This window comes from Microcoleus sp. MOSTC5 (genome assembly GCF_036701825.1).
In the GTDB taxonomy this organism is placed as follows: Bacteria; Cyanobacteriota; Cyanobacteriia; order Cyanobacteriales; family Microcoleaceae; genus Microcoleus; species Microcoleus asticus.
The window spans coordinates 120,351-134,270 of the sequence record NZ_JAUBRK010000002.1 but is presented as its reverse complement, the minus strand read 5'-3'; the positions used below and the strand labels follow the sequence as shown (position 1 = coordinate 134,270).

Annotated in this window: 11 protein-coding genes; 3 read left to right on the top strand and 8 right to left on the bottom strand. The window is 47.0% G+C overall.

Features of this window, described 5'->3' with window-relative positions:
* The 4 genes from QUA54_RS01555 to purS all read right to left on the bottom strand — a co-directional run.
* The coding region (locus tag QUA54_RS01555; RefSeq protein ID WP_445301517.1) for a WD40 repeat domain-containing protein at positions 1-617 on the bottom strand (617 nt) is incomplete at its 3' end.
* The gene (locus QUA54_RS01550) at positions 614-2,653 is read right to left on the bottom strand and encodes an ATP-binding protein (RefSeq protein ID WP_333412728.1); all 2,040 of its coding nucleotides are present in this window, start codon (positions 2,651-2,653) and stop codon (positions 614-616) included. The genes QUA54_RS01555 and QUA54_RS01550, both read right to left, overlap by 4 nt.
* Before the next feature lie 290 nt (positions 2,654-2,943).
* Positions 2,944-3,645, bottom strand: coding sequence for a phosphoribosylformylglycinamidine synthase subunit PurQ (gene purQ / locus QUA54_RS01545; protein WP_333190388.1), 702 nt, complete (start codon positions 3,643-3,645; stop codon positions 2,944-2,946).
* Positions 3,646-3,948: 303 nt separating this feature from the next.
* Entirely contained in the window at positions 3,949-4,233 is a 285-nt protein-coding gene (gene purS, locus QUA54_RS01540; protein ID WP_333190389.1) for a phosphoribosylformylglycinamidine synthase subunit PurS, read from the bottom strand.
* Between the two features lie 143 nt (positions 4,234-4,376).
* Between purS and QUA54_RS01535 the strand changes: the two genes are divergently transcribed.
* Positions 4,377-4,769 (top strand): Fur family transcriptional regulator, encoded by a 393-nt coding sequence (locus QUA54_RS01535; protein WP_172184862.1) that lies wholly within the window; start codon positions 4,377-4,379, stop codon positions 4,767-4,769.
* 68 nt (positions 4,770-4,837) lie between these two features.
* Here QUA54_RS01535 and QUA54_RS01530 read toward each other — a convergent pair whose 3' ends face one another.
* Together QUA54_RS01530 and QUA54_RS01525 are read right to left on the bottom strand one after the other, a co-directional pair.
* Positions 4,838-5,797 carry an SPFH domain-containing protein gene (locus QUA54_RS01530; protein WP_333412725.1) on the bottom strand — a complete coding sequence of 320 codons (960 nt, stop codon included), beginning with the start codon at positions 5,795-5,797 and terminating at the stop codon, positions 4,838-4,840.
* 113 nt (positions 5,798-5,910) lie between these two features.
* Complete coding sequence (locus tag QUA54_RS01525) at positions 5,911-6,342, bottom strand: NfeD family protein (protein ID WP_172184866.1); 432 nt, start codon at positions 6,340-6,342, stop codon at positions 5,911-5,913.
* Positions 6,343-6,676: 334 nt separating this feature from the next.
* Between QUA54_RS01525 and QUA54_RS01520 the strand changes: the two genes are divergently transcribed.
* Positions 6,677-8,860: a protein phosphatase 2C domain-containing protein gene (locus QUA54_RS01520; protein WP_333412724.1), complete on the top strand. Its 2,184-nt coding sequence runs from the start codon at positions 6,677-6,679 to the stop codon at positions 8,858-8,860.
* A gap of 254 nt (positions 8,861-9,114) precedes the next feature.
* On the opposite strand, the gene QUA54_RS01515 is transcribed toward QUA54_RS01520, so the two are convergent.
* Entirely contained in the window at positions 9,115-9,699 is a 585-nt protein-coding gene (locus QUA54_RS01515; protein ID WP_333201218.1) for a calcium-binding protein, read from the bottom strand.
* A gap of 119 nt (positions 9,700-9,818) precedes the next feature.
* A complete protein-coding gene (locus QUA54_RS01510) occupies positions 9,819-10,148 on the bottom strand; it encodes a hypothetical protein (RefSeq protein ID WP_333412723.1) in 330 nt (109 codons plus the stop codon).
* A gap of 126 nt (positions 10,149-10,274) precedes the next feature.
* Between QUA54_RS01510 and QUA54_RS01505 the strand changes: the two genes are divergently transcribed.
* Complete coding sequence (locus tag QUA54_RS01505) at positions 10,275-13,886, top strand: WD40 domain-containing protein (protein ID WP_333412721.1); 3,612 nt, start codon at positions 10,275-10,277, stop codon at positions 13,884-13,886.
* The last annotated feature ends 34 nt before the right edge of the window (positions 13,887-13,920 follow it).

Here is a 13,920-nt window from a genome sequence, read left to right as displayed (position 1 = left end):
ATCGCCACTGCATATACCCCGCTAGTATGACCGGTGAGGGTTCTAACTTCGGTACCTGTCTCGGTGTCCCAGATTTTCAGGGTTTTATCCGATGAAGCAGAAATCGCGGTTTTACCGTCTGGTGCGATCGCCACTGCATATACCGACTGAGTATGACCGACAAGCGTCCGCAGCGCCCCTTCATTTGCCCGCTCTAAATTAGCCTTCAAAGGCCGCAGCCAAAGACTATCTTTCGATTGCCTTCCTTGTTCCAGCAACCCCTGAATATCAGGCGCTTCAAAATCCCACAACCTCCCCCACAAATGCTCTACAAGTTGAGTTTTATCCTCATCCAAAACGTGCGCCGACTTGCGAATTGCCCCTTGAATCAATTTCAGCGTTTGCCTTTGCTCCTGGGCGAGCAACACATCAGAATTTCTCGCCAAATCGTAATCCTCAATTAACGCTTGTACCCCCAACAATTCCAACTTCGCCTCAATAAAACCAAAATCCGTCACCCAACGATAATAACGATCGAACTCTCCCGAAGTTTCCACAAAATCCCTGGGTTGATACTTCAAAAAATATTCTCGTTCCGATCGACTTTGCTGCGACAACCACACACCCAAATCGCTCATAGCGGCGCTCCTTTTAACCTGTTATCCATACCTTGGCGGTTGAGCTTTTCAACGTCAACCCCCGCAGATTGCACCGTTTCATTTTTTGCCAAAAAGTCGCGAAAACTGTTGTGATAGATGCTGTAGCGAATTTCGCCATCAACTTGCTGCTGCCGCAAAAACGACTCCCATTTCTTCAACACCTGCTGCACTTTAAAATCCGTTTCCCCTACCGATTTCGCAATCCAGCCGCGAGAAACAGCTTCCCGCGCTTTCGAGAGCACATAGATAATCTTAACCCTCATCTCCAGCAGCGGATCGTCTTCCCGCCCCATCATTTGCATCCAATGCTTGTCATAATATCCTTCCAACTCCCTCGGCAAATCTTGCAAATTCACATCGCTGTACTTGCCGCTATCGATATCATTCAGCACGTAGCGCAGGTACATAAAATTATTCTGACTTTTTTCCGCCACCGCCGCCACAAACTGTTCTCGCTGCAAATTTTGACGGTTAATCCAACTCTGAATTGACGCGCTGTTGCTGGTGCGTTTGTCAATATAAAGCTTGACATCCGCCAAACTTTCTGCACTGTACTGCATCAAATCAAAAACCTGATGATTTGGCAAAGGCAGAGATTCCGGTCGCTTCGAGACAATAAAATAAACATTATCCGGCAAAGCATCTGGCAAATACAGGACATTGCTGCCGCGCCCCTGCAAACTAGAATCCACTTCATCCAGGGCATCCACCACCACAATCAACTTTTTGCCGCCCAATTTAGTGCTGACTTCCCCCAACAACCGACTCAGAAAGTTGCCATCTCTGGTCGCATTTTCCGGCAGTTGCGGATAATTTAGTTGATAGCCTCGAATTAACTGAGTGCAGGCATTTTCCAGAAATTGTTCGGTGCGGACAATGCCTTGAGATTGCGAATTAAAATGGGCAACGCAGCGCCGCTTCAGCAGCAGCACTAACTTGGCCATAATTGAACTTTTCCCGACACCCGGATCTGCTTCTAAAACAAAGTAGCCTTTGCGATTGTTCTGCAAAAAATCGGCAATTGCTGCAAACACAAATTGGCGACCGGTAAAGTCTTGAGTCCGGTCTGCAATAATCGTTTCGCACTCGTAGGGAGGCGGCAATCTGGGCGCGGAAGTATCGATAAATCGTTCCAGTGATGTTTTAAGTTGCGCCAAATCGTCGCGGATGCCAATTTCTATGGCTTCCAATTTCCCCATCACTTGACAAATCTGCTGCCCAGTCGCCACCGCCTCCAATTTGTCCAGAATTTCCCCATTTTTCAGCCCCAATTTTTTGAGTTCCGCCAAAGCAATTTGGTGCAGGTTCAACAGCATCGCGGCAAACTTTTCTCCTCCATTCGCCGCATCCAGTTTCAGCACTTCGCGGTACGCTTTCGGGAATGTTGCGTACAGCTTGTCCGCGACAAATTCCACAATTTCCGCATCGAAGGATTTCCCCTCGCTGGCCGCGAATTCGTTGACGAAAGTTGTCCAATCTGCCGTTGTCAATCCGGTAACTCGATCGAACTCCTCGGCATCCGCAGAAAAAATCTTGGTTAATTGGTCTTCGGAAATATTTAAACCCCTTGACAATTCGGCTGTATTCGTGTTAATATCCAGCCAGTATTCAGGAGTTTTCTCGGCTAATTGACTGAGTGCTGTTTCTGGATAAGGCAAATTTTTGGTTTCGGCGATCGCAATTAGGCGATCGGACTTCGCAACCTCTCTCAAAATATAGCCGATCGCCTCACCCGCGGCCTTAATCAAATCGTGATTGTCGAGAATCCTCGGATTTTTGCTCAACCGTTCCGTCATCCGATTTCCGAGGTCATTAGCCGCGATATTCCCCGCTATACCAGTAGCAATCGCCGCCAAAATCGAAACTCCCCCAACTGCGATCGGGCCGCCCATCATACCCGCTGCTGCTTGAGTTGCCGGATTGGCTAGCGCATTTGAAATAAGTTGCCCGACAGCCATCACCGCACTGCATCCAATTACCCTAGTTTTAAAATTAGCTAAGTCCATTAGTGGCATAAAATAAATATTCTTCTTTTCAAAAGTTGGTAAGCTGTCCCGAATCTAAATTGTATTTTTTTGGGCGGGCAAGATGCCCACCCCACAACAAACTTGATGTATTGTGGAACAGGCATCTTGCCTGTTCATTTTGGGCGGGCAAGATGCCCACCCCACAACAAATTTAATCTACTGTGGAACAGGCATCTTGCCTGTTCATTTTGGGCGGGCAAGATGCCCACCCCACAACAAATTTAATCTACTGTGGAACAGGCATCTTGCCTGTTCATAAAATCCGAGGTAAATATCAACTACAAAACAGCAGCAACAGTTGCCATCAGCAAGCTTTGAAACAATTTCACCCCATCAGTTTCGCCCAACATCGGATCGGATGCCCGTTCTGGATGCGGCATCATTCCTAATACATTGCCTTGGCGATTGCAAATACCGGCAATATTATTTAACGAACCGTTGGGATTGCCAGCATCGCTAATTTTTCCCGCCTCTGTGCAGTAGCGAAACAGCACTTGCTGGTGGTCTTCTAACTCTGCTAATGTATCCGCATCAGCATAATAGTTGCCTTCGCCGTGGGCGATCGGCAAATCGATGATTTCACCCGTAGTATAAGCCGCAGTCCAACGAGTATTACCCCGTACAACTTTCAAAGAAGCGCGATCGCAAATAAAATTCAATCCCGCATTCCGCACCAGAGCACCGGGCAACAAACCAGCTTCAGTCAACACCTGAAAACCGTTGCAGATGCCCAATACAAGCTTTCCTTGTTTCGCGTGTTCCGCAGTAGCCCGCATCGCCGGAGAAAAACGGGCGATCGCGCCGCACCGCAAATAATCTCCGTAACTGAAACCACCGGGAATTACAATGACATCAATATCCGAAATATCGGTATCTTCGTGCCAAATCATCCGCGTCGGTTGGTGGAGTAACCCTTGAGTCACCCACACCACATCGCGATCGCAATTTGAACCCGGAAAAACAATAACTCCAAATTTCATAAGCTGAAGGAAGAAGGAAGAAGGAAGAGGGAAGAGGGAAGAGGGAAGAAGGAAGAAGGAAGAGGGGTCAACTTAAGACTAAAATCTTATGTTTCTATCGCTTGTATCAAAGTCTAGATCCCCCTAAATCCCCCTTAAGAAGGGGGACTTTGAGTGCTCAGAGTTTTCGTGTTTTTAACGAAGACTTTGAATGCTCTTGTCCCCGCTTTTTAACAAAGACTTTAAGAACCCTCTTGTCCCCCCCTTATTAAGGGGGGTTAGGGGGGATCTCCGGGTTTAAAAACACCCTAGGGGCGATCGCATTTATGTCGCCGCTGTCTCCACAGCAACAGGAATTTCAGTCAAATCAAAGCGATAATTTTCAATAACTGGATTCGCCAAAAGTTGGTCGCAAACGCGATCGAGTTGTTCGCGGGCCTCCGACTCACCAGCAGCAGTCAGCGTCAATTCAACGTATTTCCCGATACGCACGCGCTCAACATTGTCGTATCCCATGTGTTGCAAACCAGACTGTACGGCAGTGCCGGCGGGGTCTAAAACCGAAGGGCGGAGGGTAACATAGATTTGGGCAAGATATTTCTGAGTCACGGGAATGTTGCGGTAGGTGATGTGAAAGTTAGCGCCATTTTATTCTACAACCGAGCAGCGCGCCGATCGCCATTTAACTCCCCCAAGTGAGATAGCCTAGAAATAGGGACAAATTTGATTCCAGCAGATTCGAGAAAAAAATTATGAGAACCAACCACACCCGCAGTCAGGAGCGTATTTTAAACTTGCTCAAAGTCCTGAATCGATCGCTCTCAGCGCAAGATATCTACTTAGAACTGCGTAACAGCGACCAAAGCATGGGCTTAGCAACCGTTTACCGCTCCCTCGACGGTTTAAAGCGAGAGGGGTTCGTTCACGTCAGAACCCTCGCTAGTGGCGAGTCTCTCTACGGTGCCGCCCACCAAGATCAACACCACCTAACTTGTCTCGAATGCGGCGCCTCCATTACGATCGACGAATGCCCGGTTCACCACTTAGAAAGCCAACTGCAACAATCTCATTCTTTCAAGATTTATTATCACACTTTGGAGTTTTTCGGATTGTGCGATCGGTGTACTTTGGCTCAAGAATCTTAAATTTGGTAATAGGTAATAGGTAATCACAACAGTCAGCAGTTAACAGTCAACTGCCAACTGCCAACTGGCTAATCAGCCTTATTACCTTCCCCAACAATCGATCGCAATCCCTCCATCGTAGCGGGAATGCTGCGCGGGTCCATAAACATCACCTTGCTGCTGTCGCTGGTGCCAATTTTTTGACCCATATCCAGATAGTTTTGAGCTAACAAAAATTGTAAAGCTTCGCCGGCATTGGGGTCATTTTGCAGAGTTTTGCCGATTATTTGCAAAGCCTCCGAAGTAGCTTGAGCTTTCAAAACCTGACTTTGGCGTTCTGCTTGAGCTTTCAGGACGATCGCCTTTTGTTGAGCTTCCGCCTCCAAAATAGTCGCTTTTTGGCGCGCTTCTGCATCCAGAACTTGCGCTTCAGCTTTACCTTTGGCGCTGTTAACTGCTGACTCGCGTTCGCCCTCGGATGTCAGAATTGCCGCCCGCTTCCGCCGATCGGCTGCCATCTGCAATTCCATTGATTCCTGTACAGTTTTAGAAGGGATAATATCGCGCAGTTCTACCCGCGTTACTTTCACTCCCCAAGGATCGGTAACAATATCTAAATCTCTGAGCAATATTTCATTAATTTGAGAACGAGCAGTAAAGGTTTGTTCGAGATCCAGTTGACCCATTTCGGCGCGAATTTGAGTCAGCACCATATTTACCATTGCTGACTGGAGATTTTCTACTTTGTAACAAGCTTTTTCCAAGTCTACAATCCGCCAGTAAACCACAGCATCAACTGTGATAGAAACGTTATCCCGGGTAATACAAGCTTGCGGGGGAATATCTAAGACTTTTTCCCGAATTGTTTGCTCGTAAACGACGCGATCGAGAAACGGCTTGACAAAATTCAAACCGGGTTCCAGTTTTTTGCCGCTGTATTTACCTAAAGTTTCCACCAGCGCTTCATTCCCCTGATTTATAATCTTGACGGAACCTGCGAGGGCTGACCCGCCTAGTGCTAAAAATACAAGTAAAAAAAATTGTTCCACGGTCGCCTCCTATAAATGTTGACTGTTGACTTTTAAATGTTTGTGGACTAATGACTAATGACTAATGACTAATGACTAACTACTAATTGCCTGTGATTAATTACGCATTTTGTTTAAGAATGCAATAAATGTTCTGGCAAAACTATCAGAGTAGTGCCTTTTCGTCCCACGACAATTACGTTTTGGTTGGGGGGAATGGTGGCCTTGGTGTCTTCGCAGCGAGCTTGCCAAGAATTCCCTTCATAAATGACTCGGCCGGCTTCTCCGGGGGGAATTTCTGTTAAAGTTTTTGCTTCCTGAGAATCTGCGATCGCCCTTGCCTTGCCTTTTGGTATCAACCGCCGGGACAGCAGCACAAAAACTGTCGAAAATACCATCCACAGGAATATTTGTAAATTAACGTAAGGTAGAACTAGAGAGCATCCAGCTACAGCGAAGGCGCTCAGTCCCATCATAAAAGCGACAAAAGCAGTCGGGAGAAATAGCTCTGCCAAACAGAGCAAAGACCCAGCTAGCAGCCAAAGGAGCGTGGGAGTCCAGATCATAAAAAGAATAGGTGATACTATTTAGATCTTAGATTGGAAATTTAAGATTTAACAATTGCAAACAACTGACTGTGCAAGGGTTTGCCACTTGCGGGCCCTCAGAGCGATTTGTCGCGCAGCCTTACCAGGTTGAGGCCTCCATCCTACTCGAAGTCAGAGTTTAGTAACTTAAATTACAATTTTAGTCGGTGCAGACTGGCAGAAACTACAATTTCTAGGGGCCCAAAGGCAGTTAAGAAATTGATAGGGGCTAAAATCAGTTTATTCTCAAGCTCATGAATTTGGGCTGGCGAATCATATATCTTCAGAATCTTTTTACACAAACTATTTCGATATGATCAGCAGTTTCTCCGAACCCATTTATTGCCCGAATCTTAGCTGTGCCGAGCCCCGCAATACCTTTGGCCGCCAGCACTGTGCAGCTTGCGAAACCGATTTAATTTATCGCTACGTGTGGGCGGTAGGGCAAGCAGCCGAGGAAGTGCCGGCGGGTAAGGTAATAGCCGATCGATACTTTGTCATTGCACCCCAAATCTGGCTCGACAGCCGTCCAGCTCTGCCTCCCAGCGTCCCGGAACAACTGCCGGATACGATTATGCCTTACCTGCATTTGTATCCCCAACGGCTGCATACGCCGGAAGTATACGGTTTTTGTTCGCTGGGGGAAGCACCGGAAGCGGCAGAGGTGCTGTTGTTGGAAAATGTGCCCATCAATAATTTTGGTCGCCTGTATCCTTCTATTTTAGAATCTTGGTCTGGGACAAGCGCCGCGCGCCAAGTTTACTGGCTGTGGCAAATGCTCCAACTGTGGATACCGCTGTCGGAACAGGGAGTCGCTTCGAGTTTGCTAGTACCGGAAAATTTGCGGGTGGAAGGTTGGCGGGTACGCCTGCGGGAACTGCACCCCGGCAATTTTGTGCCGACGCTGCGGGATTTGGGAGATGTGTGGTCGGGTTTGGTGGAATCAGCGCAACCCGAGGTGCAGCCGAAACTCGGAGAGATTTGTCAGTTTATGCGCCGCAGCAGCATGAATTTCGACGCGATCGCCCTGGAACTAAACGATTTACTATTAGAACAAGCCGCTAAATTGCCTCTGCACTTAGAAGTAGTCGGCATGACCGATACCGGGCCGCAGCGCTCTCAAAATGAAGACAGTTGCTATCCGACTGCTGCTGATTTTCAATCTAGCAAAACTTCAGGCGGCGACAAACTAATTCCTTACTTGACAATGGTTTGCGACGGGGTTGGAGGCCACGAAGGAGGAGAAGTTGCCAGTCAATTAGCCGTCCAGTCCCTGAAAGCTTTAATCCAAAATTTGCTCTCAGAAATCACTCAACAAGAAGAGTTGATGACGCCAACAATGGTCATCAAGCAACTCGAAGAAATAGTGAGAGTTGTGAATAATGTAATTTCCGCTCAAAATAACGAGCAGGGAAAAGAGTTGCGGCAGCGGATGGGAACGACTTTGGTGATGGCCCTCCAGTTGCCTCAAAAAGTGAAAATTTCCGAGGATTTGCCCTCGAATAACAGCCACGAACTTTATTTAGTCAATGTTGGAGACAGCCGCGCTTATTGGATTGGCAAAAATTACTGTCAGCGGCTGACTGTGGACGACGACGTAGCCTCAAGGGAAGTACAGCTAGGACACAGTTTATACTGGGAAACTCAACTGCGATCGGATGCAGGAGCCCTGACTCAAGCTTTGGGCACGCGGGACGGCGATTTCCTGCGCCCGACGATTCAGCGATTTATTGTCGAAGAGGAAGGCTTACTGCTGCTGTGTTCCGACGGTTTGAGCGACAACGACTGGGTAGAGAAATCTTGGGAGAATTACGGCCCAGAGGTGCTTGAGGGCAAAATGTCTTTGGAAGCCGCGGTTCAGTCTTGGATTCGTCTCGCCAACGAGAAAAACGGTTACGACAACTCCTCCGTGGTAGCGACTCACTGTCGGATGTCGCCGGAGAGATTGGTACTGTTGGATCCGGCGGTGGCGTCAGCGCCAGTGTCAGCGCCGGTGTCAGCAGCTTCGGTGTCGCTGCCGATGTCAGGATCTGCATCCCTCCAGAAAACCGGGAGGATGCCAGAATCTCAGCTTTCTGAATCCTCCAAACAGTTGCTGTACCCCGAAACTGCCCCCGCCCCGGAACCAGTTCAAAAACAGAAGCCCAAGCGTTTGGGGCCAATGTTGGGACTGTTGGTGCTGATGCTAGTCTTCGCGGGTTTAGGTTTGTGGGTGCGCAGCCTCCAAAACCAGAACCCCGATCCCGAACAACTGCCGCCACCGCCGGAAACTACCGCCCCAACTCCTGCGGATATTCCCTCCCCCGGTGCCGATATTCCCTCCTCCGGTGCTGAGAGTCCCTCGCCCGGTGCCGAGAGTGAGAGTCCCTCGCCCGGTGCTGAGAGTCCCTCGCCGTCGCCAGAACCAACTCCTGCGGAGATTCCCGCGCCGTCGCCAGAACCAACTCCTGCGGAGATTCCCGCGCCTTCCCCCTCGCCGGAAATTCCCCCACCTTAAAAGTTTGCGAGTTTGGGAACTTGTTGGATGTGCATAACTACAAAAGTCTTTCTCTTGTTTTCACCCTCGGGCTAAAAGCGCGGAGGCTCTCAACTCCGACTCGGTAGATCGACATCTTCGATCGATAATTTTTGACTCTTTTTAATCGGAACTTCCCCCATAGGGAGAAATTCCAGTTAGCCTGCGAGTAATGCACCTCTCAAATAGGATTGCGATCCAATCAGTAAGGTTTTAATTGATTTGCGATCGCCAGCCTAGAAGAGGTTATTGCCTGTATTGGTAAACAAGTTAGAGCTCGACACCAATCTGTCGTTAACAATGGCAAATAGGTCATTGCCTTTGAATATTTGCGTATCGTTTGCTGCATTACCAGAAACATTTTGGTTAGACACAAATCGGTAATCTGAGACGCTACCTTGGACCGCAATTCTGTCACCGTCTGACGAGAAAAAATCGCGAATTATAGCATGGTCAGGTCCGCTGTAGCCAAAGGGGCCCTGGGCCAGACCAATGACAAATATATCTGCCCCACCGCCACCGGTCAGGCTGTCAAATTCATTCTCAAAAAAAGGTCCAATGCCAATCAGTACATCATTACCTGCGCGACCAAACAGTTGGTCATTACCACCAAGACCAAACAGTTGGTCTTGACCTGAGCTACCATCGAGTGTGTCATTACCATTCTCACCAAACAGTTGGTCATTATCCGACCCACCCAACAGTAGGTCATCACCAAAGCCACCTGTAAGAGTGTCGTTTCCTCCAAAGCCTCTCATTATGTCATTCTCAAATGTGCCGAACCGGTTGTCATTGCCTTCGGTACCTGTGATGGTTGCCATGTTACTTTCTCCTGTTGTTTAAAGACAATCACCCAAATAGGTGATTGGGAATTGAGCGAGTCTTGTTGTTGAAATTGCAAGACTTTGTTTTGCTATAAACCCAAGTTAAACAATCGGTATCAGTTCGACGACAAGAAAAAGTCGTAAAAAGTCAGGAAAAAATAGTCTGAAAAAGTCATACGACTTTCGCACGAGCGATCGCAAACCGGGTTGATGGACCAAAATCCTTCGCTGCAAACCGCAGTAAGGATAAAAAACCCGGTTTCTTTGGTATTGGTGCCTAATACTAAATCCGGGTTACTTACCCCGGAAATCGATCGCTGTAGGGAAACGGCACTGCCGTGTCCTCTATCTCTGCACTGAAATCTGCTGTAACTGTTGAGAGTGCTATTTTCGGAAAAATCTCCAAAAGTCTTGTTAAAGTAAGAAGACTCAGATTTTGCATCCATAGACTAAGCCGGGGAGACGCCTAACCCACAAGAGGTTAATTTTTCTTGTGTGATGGGCCCTCTTAACCCTTCTCACGCGAATAACCGCAAGATCTCAGGAGACTAATTTAGAGGTGCTGTAAAGTTATGACTGTGGAAGAAGCGCTGAGAATTTTAGATACAGCGATCGCCCCAACTTCCCTCAGCAACATCCAAGAGATTGTATTTCGCGAATCTTGGGAAGGGCTATCTTATTTAGATATTGCAGATCGCGCTGGCTATGACGCTAGTTATATTAAGGATGTGGGTTACAAGTTATGGCAACTACTCAGTGCTGAACTTGGAGAAAAGGTTACTAAAAGCAATCTTCAAGCAGTCATAGGACGGCGATCGCGTCAGACACCCGTCGAATTAGTGAACACAGAGATAGAAAAAATACCACCGCTGCAACTGCAAGTTCAACAACAAGAAATTGCAACGCACCGCCACTGGGGAGAAATGGTTGATGTCTCCACATTCTACGGTCGAAATCAGGAATTAGTGCGACTGCAACAATGGATTGTTACCGACTCCTGTCGTTTGGTTGGCTTGGTAGGAATGGGTGGAATTGGCAAAACCTCATTGGCTGCAAAAGTAGCGATCGCACTTCAAAATGAATTTGACTTTCTCATCTGGTATTCCTTGCGCAATGCACCACCGCTTGAGGACGTATTATCAACGCTGATTCAAATTCTATCTAACCAACAAGAAATAGCAATCCCGACATCGCTTGAGGCTCAAATCTCTCAAATGATGGGGTATTTACGCTCCTCACGCTGTCTTTTGATCCTGGATAATTTTGATGCGATTCTAGGGGGTGCCGATGGGGCAATATCCGAAGCAGGGCAATACCGAGAAGGCTATGAGGGCTACGAGGAAGTTCTCAGACGAGTGGGAAGCGAATGCCATTCTAGTTGTCTTGTCTTGACAAGTCGGGAAAAACCCACAGCTTTGATGTTGTTGGAAGGCGAAACCTCACCTGTGCGAACCTTACCCTTAATCGGGTTAAGTTCCTTGGAAGTGCAAGAAATTTTACAAGCCAATAGCTGTTTTTCCGAAACAGCAACCGATTGGATAAATTTAACTCAACATTATTGCGGCAATCCACTGGTACTCAAAATTGTCTCGACAACTGTTCTAGATTTATTTGATGGCAATATTACCAACTTTTTGGAGCATGGAGCGATCGCGTTTGGAGATATCAATATTCTGCTCAACGGACAATTTCGGCGGTTGTCCGACTTGGAAAAGCAGGTGATGTATTGGCTGGCGATCGATCGAGAATGGATTTCTATAACCGACTTACGGGCCGATTTTGTTTCCATCCCCTCACAATCTAAACTGCTGGATGCTTTGTCATCTCTGAGCAGGCGATCGCTAATCGAGAAGAATGCCGGAAAATTCAGCTTACAACCTGTGGTAATGGAGTATGTTACCGAACAGTTAATCGAAGGATTTGAGCGGGAAATTAAGTCGAAAAAGCTCGATTTATTCGTCACCCATGCGCTAATCAAAGCAGAAGCAAAAGATTACATTCGGGAAAGTCAAATTCGATTGATATTAGCACCGCTGGCTGAACGAATAATGGGGGAGTTACGATCTAAAAAAGATTTTGAATATCAACTAAATCAAGTTTTGTTTTGTCTGCGAGCGCATTTTCCTAATTCAGTTGGATATGGTGGTGGAAATCTGATTAATCTGTTACTTCAACAGAAAATAGAATTAAGCGGCTATGATTTCTCGAACTTGAGCATTTGGCAAGCTTATCTCATTGGTACAAACTTGCATGGAGTTAACTTTGCTAATTCCGATCTGTCTAAATCCGTCCTTACCAGTAATTCAAATGGAGCTATATCTGTTGCCTTTAGCCCAGATGGTAATTTTTTGGCAGTTGGCAACCTCGATAGTAAAATTCGAGTCTGTCGCACCCAAGATTATCGAGATTTTCTCACCTGTGAAGGACACACCAGTTGGATTGCTGGTGTCGCTTTTAGTCCCAATAATCAAACTTTAGCAAGTGCATCTTTTGACCACATCGTCAAGTTATGGGATTTGGCTACGGGTGAGTGTATTCAAATATTAACAGAGCATACCGGATGGGTAGGTTCCGTTGCATTTAGTCCCGATGGTCGAACCTTAGCTACTGGGAGTTGGGACTGCACAATTAAGTTGTGGGATGTGGCAACTGGTGAATGTTTAAATACGCTTCTGGGACACGCAAATTTTGTAACGACGGTGATTTTTAGTCCAGATGGTAAGCTTGTGGTGAGTTGTAGTTACGACAAAACTATACAATTATGGCAGCTTGAAACAGGGGAAATTATTAACACATTGGAAGGGCATACACACATCATTCGATCGATCGCTTTTAGTCCAGACGGTCAAACCTTGGTTAGCGGCAGTTGGGACTGTACGGTTCGTTTGTGGGATATTTCTACGAGACAATGTTTAAAGATTTTGCGGGCACATACCGATCCTGTCGTAGGAGTCGCATTTAGTCCAGATGGTTGTGCGATCGCCAGTGCCAGCTATGATTGCACGGTGCGACTCTGGGATGTTGCGACTGGACGGTGTTGCCAAGTTATGCAGAAACACTGCGGTTGGATATGGTCGATCGCATTTCACCCGCAAGGTCATACTCTGGCAAGTGGTAGCTTAGATTGCACCGTTACCCTCTGGAATACGCAAACAGGAGAATCATTAAGAACTTTGTATGGCTACAGCGCTGGGATTAAATCGCTTGTTTTTAGTCCAGATGGGCAGTTTTTAGCCAGCGGTAGCGATGACACAACGCTCAAATTATGGGACCTGCAATCTGGTAAATGCAGCAAAACACTGCCAGGACATACAAATTGGGTTTGGTGTGTTGCCTTCAGTCCAGATGGTCAAGTGCTTGCTAGCAGCAGTAGTCGTGGCATTATCCGTTTGTGGGATGTCGCTACGGGTCAATTGCTGCGGGTAATGCAGGAAGGTAAAAGCATTGCCAACAACTTTGTATTTTCTGTTAGTTTCAGTCCAGATGGTCGCACATTAGCAAGTAGCGATAATTTTCACAATCTCCGATTATGGAATGTTCGGACTGGTGAATGTTACCAAATTTTGTCAGATTGTTGTCGTGCTTGGTCAATTGCTTTCAGTCCAGATGGCACAATTTTAGCCAGTGGCAGCGATGATAGGCTGGTGAGATTGTGGGATGTTTGCTCTGGGGAATGTTTCAAAACCATTTCAGGTCATACCAGTTTGCTGTTTTCAGTTGCTTTCAGTCCGGATGGAAAGATTTTAGCAACCAGCAGTGACGACAAAACGATAAAACTGTGGGATATTGAGTCGGGAGAATGTCTGAAAACCTTAGAGGGACACAAGGCTTTGGTATGGTGCGTCCGGTTTAGTCCAGATGGGCGAATTTTGGTCAGTGGCAGTCACGATAAAACGATCCGGTTGTGGGATGTGTGCTCCGGGGAATGTGTTAAAATCTTACAGAATGATTCGTCTCAGATATGGGCGATCGCAATTTCTCTCGATGGTAAAACCATAGCCAGTGGCAGTGCCGATGGAACTATTAAGCTGTGGGAAATGGAGACAGGAGAATGTGTAAAAAAAATGCGATCGCCCAGGCTTTACGAAGGTATGAATATTATAGGTGTTACGGGTCTAACTGATGCTCAAAAATCAACCCTAAAAGCACTTGGAGCAGTAGAAATAGATCAGTTTACCTACTGAAAAACCCGTTTTCTTTGCTATTGATGTGTAAGTG

Bases quoted from the DNA above. Each gene is read 5' to 3' on its own strand.
- QUA54_RS01510 (WP_333412723.1), bottom strand. From the start codon at position 10,148: ATGGATGCAAAATCTGAGTCTTCTTACTTTAACAAGACTTTTGGAGAT.
- purQ (WP_333190388.1), bottom strand. From the start codon at position 3,645: ATGAAATTTGGAGTTATTGTTTTTCCGGGTTCAAATTGCGATCGCGAT.
- QUA54_RS01520 (WP_333412724.1), top strand. From the start codon at position 6,677: ATGATCAGCAGTTTCTCCGAACCCATTTATTGCCCGAATCTTAGCTGT.
- QUA54_RS01525 (WP_172184866.1), bottom strand. From the start codon at position 6,342: ATGATCTGGACTCCCACGCTCCTTTGGCTGCTAGCTGGGTCTTTGCTC.
- QUA54_RS01505 (WP_333412721.1), top strand. From the start codon at position 10,275: ATGACTGTGGAAGAAGCGCTGAGAATTTTAGATACAGCGATCGCCCCA.
- QUA54_RS01535 (WP_172184862.1), top strand. From the start codon at position 4,377: ATGAGAACCAACCACACCCGCAGTCAGGAGCGTATTTTAAACTTGCTC.
- QUA54_RS01550 (WP_333412728.1), bottom strand. From the start codon at position 2,653: ATGCCACTAATGGACTTAGCTAATTTTAAAACTAGGGTAATTGGATGC.
- QUA54_RS01515 (WP_333201218.1), bottom strand. From the start codon at position 9,699: ATGGCAACCATCACAGGTACCGAAGGCAATGACAACCGGTTCGGCACA.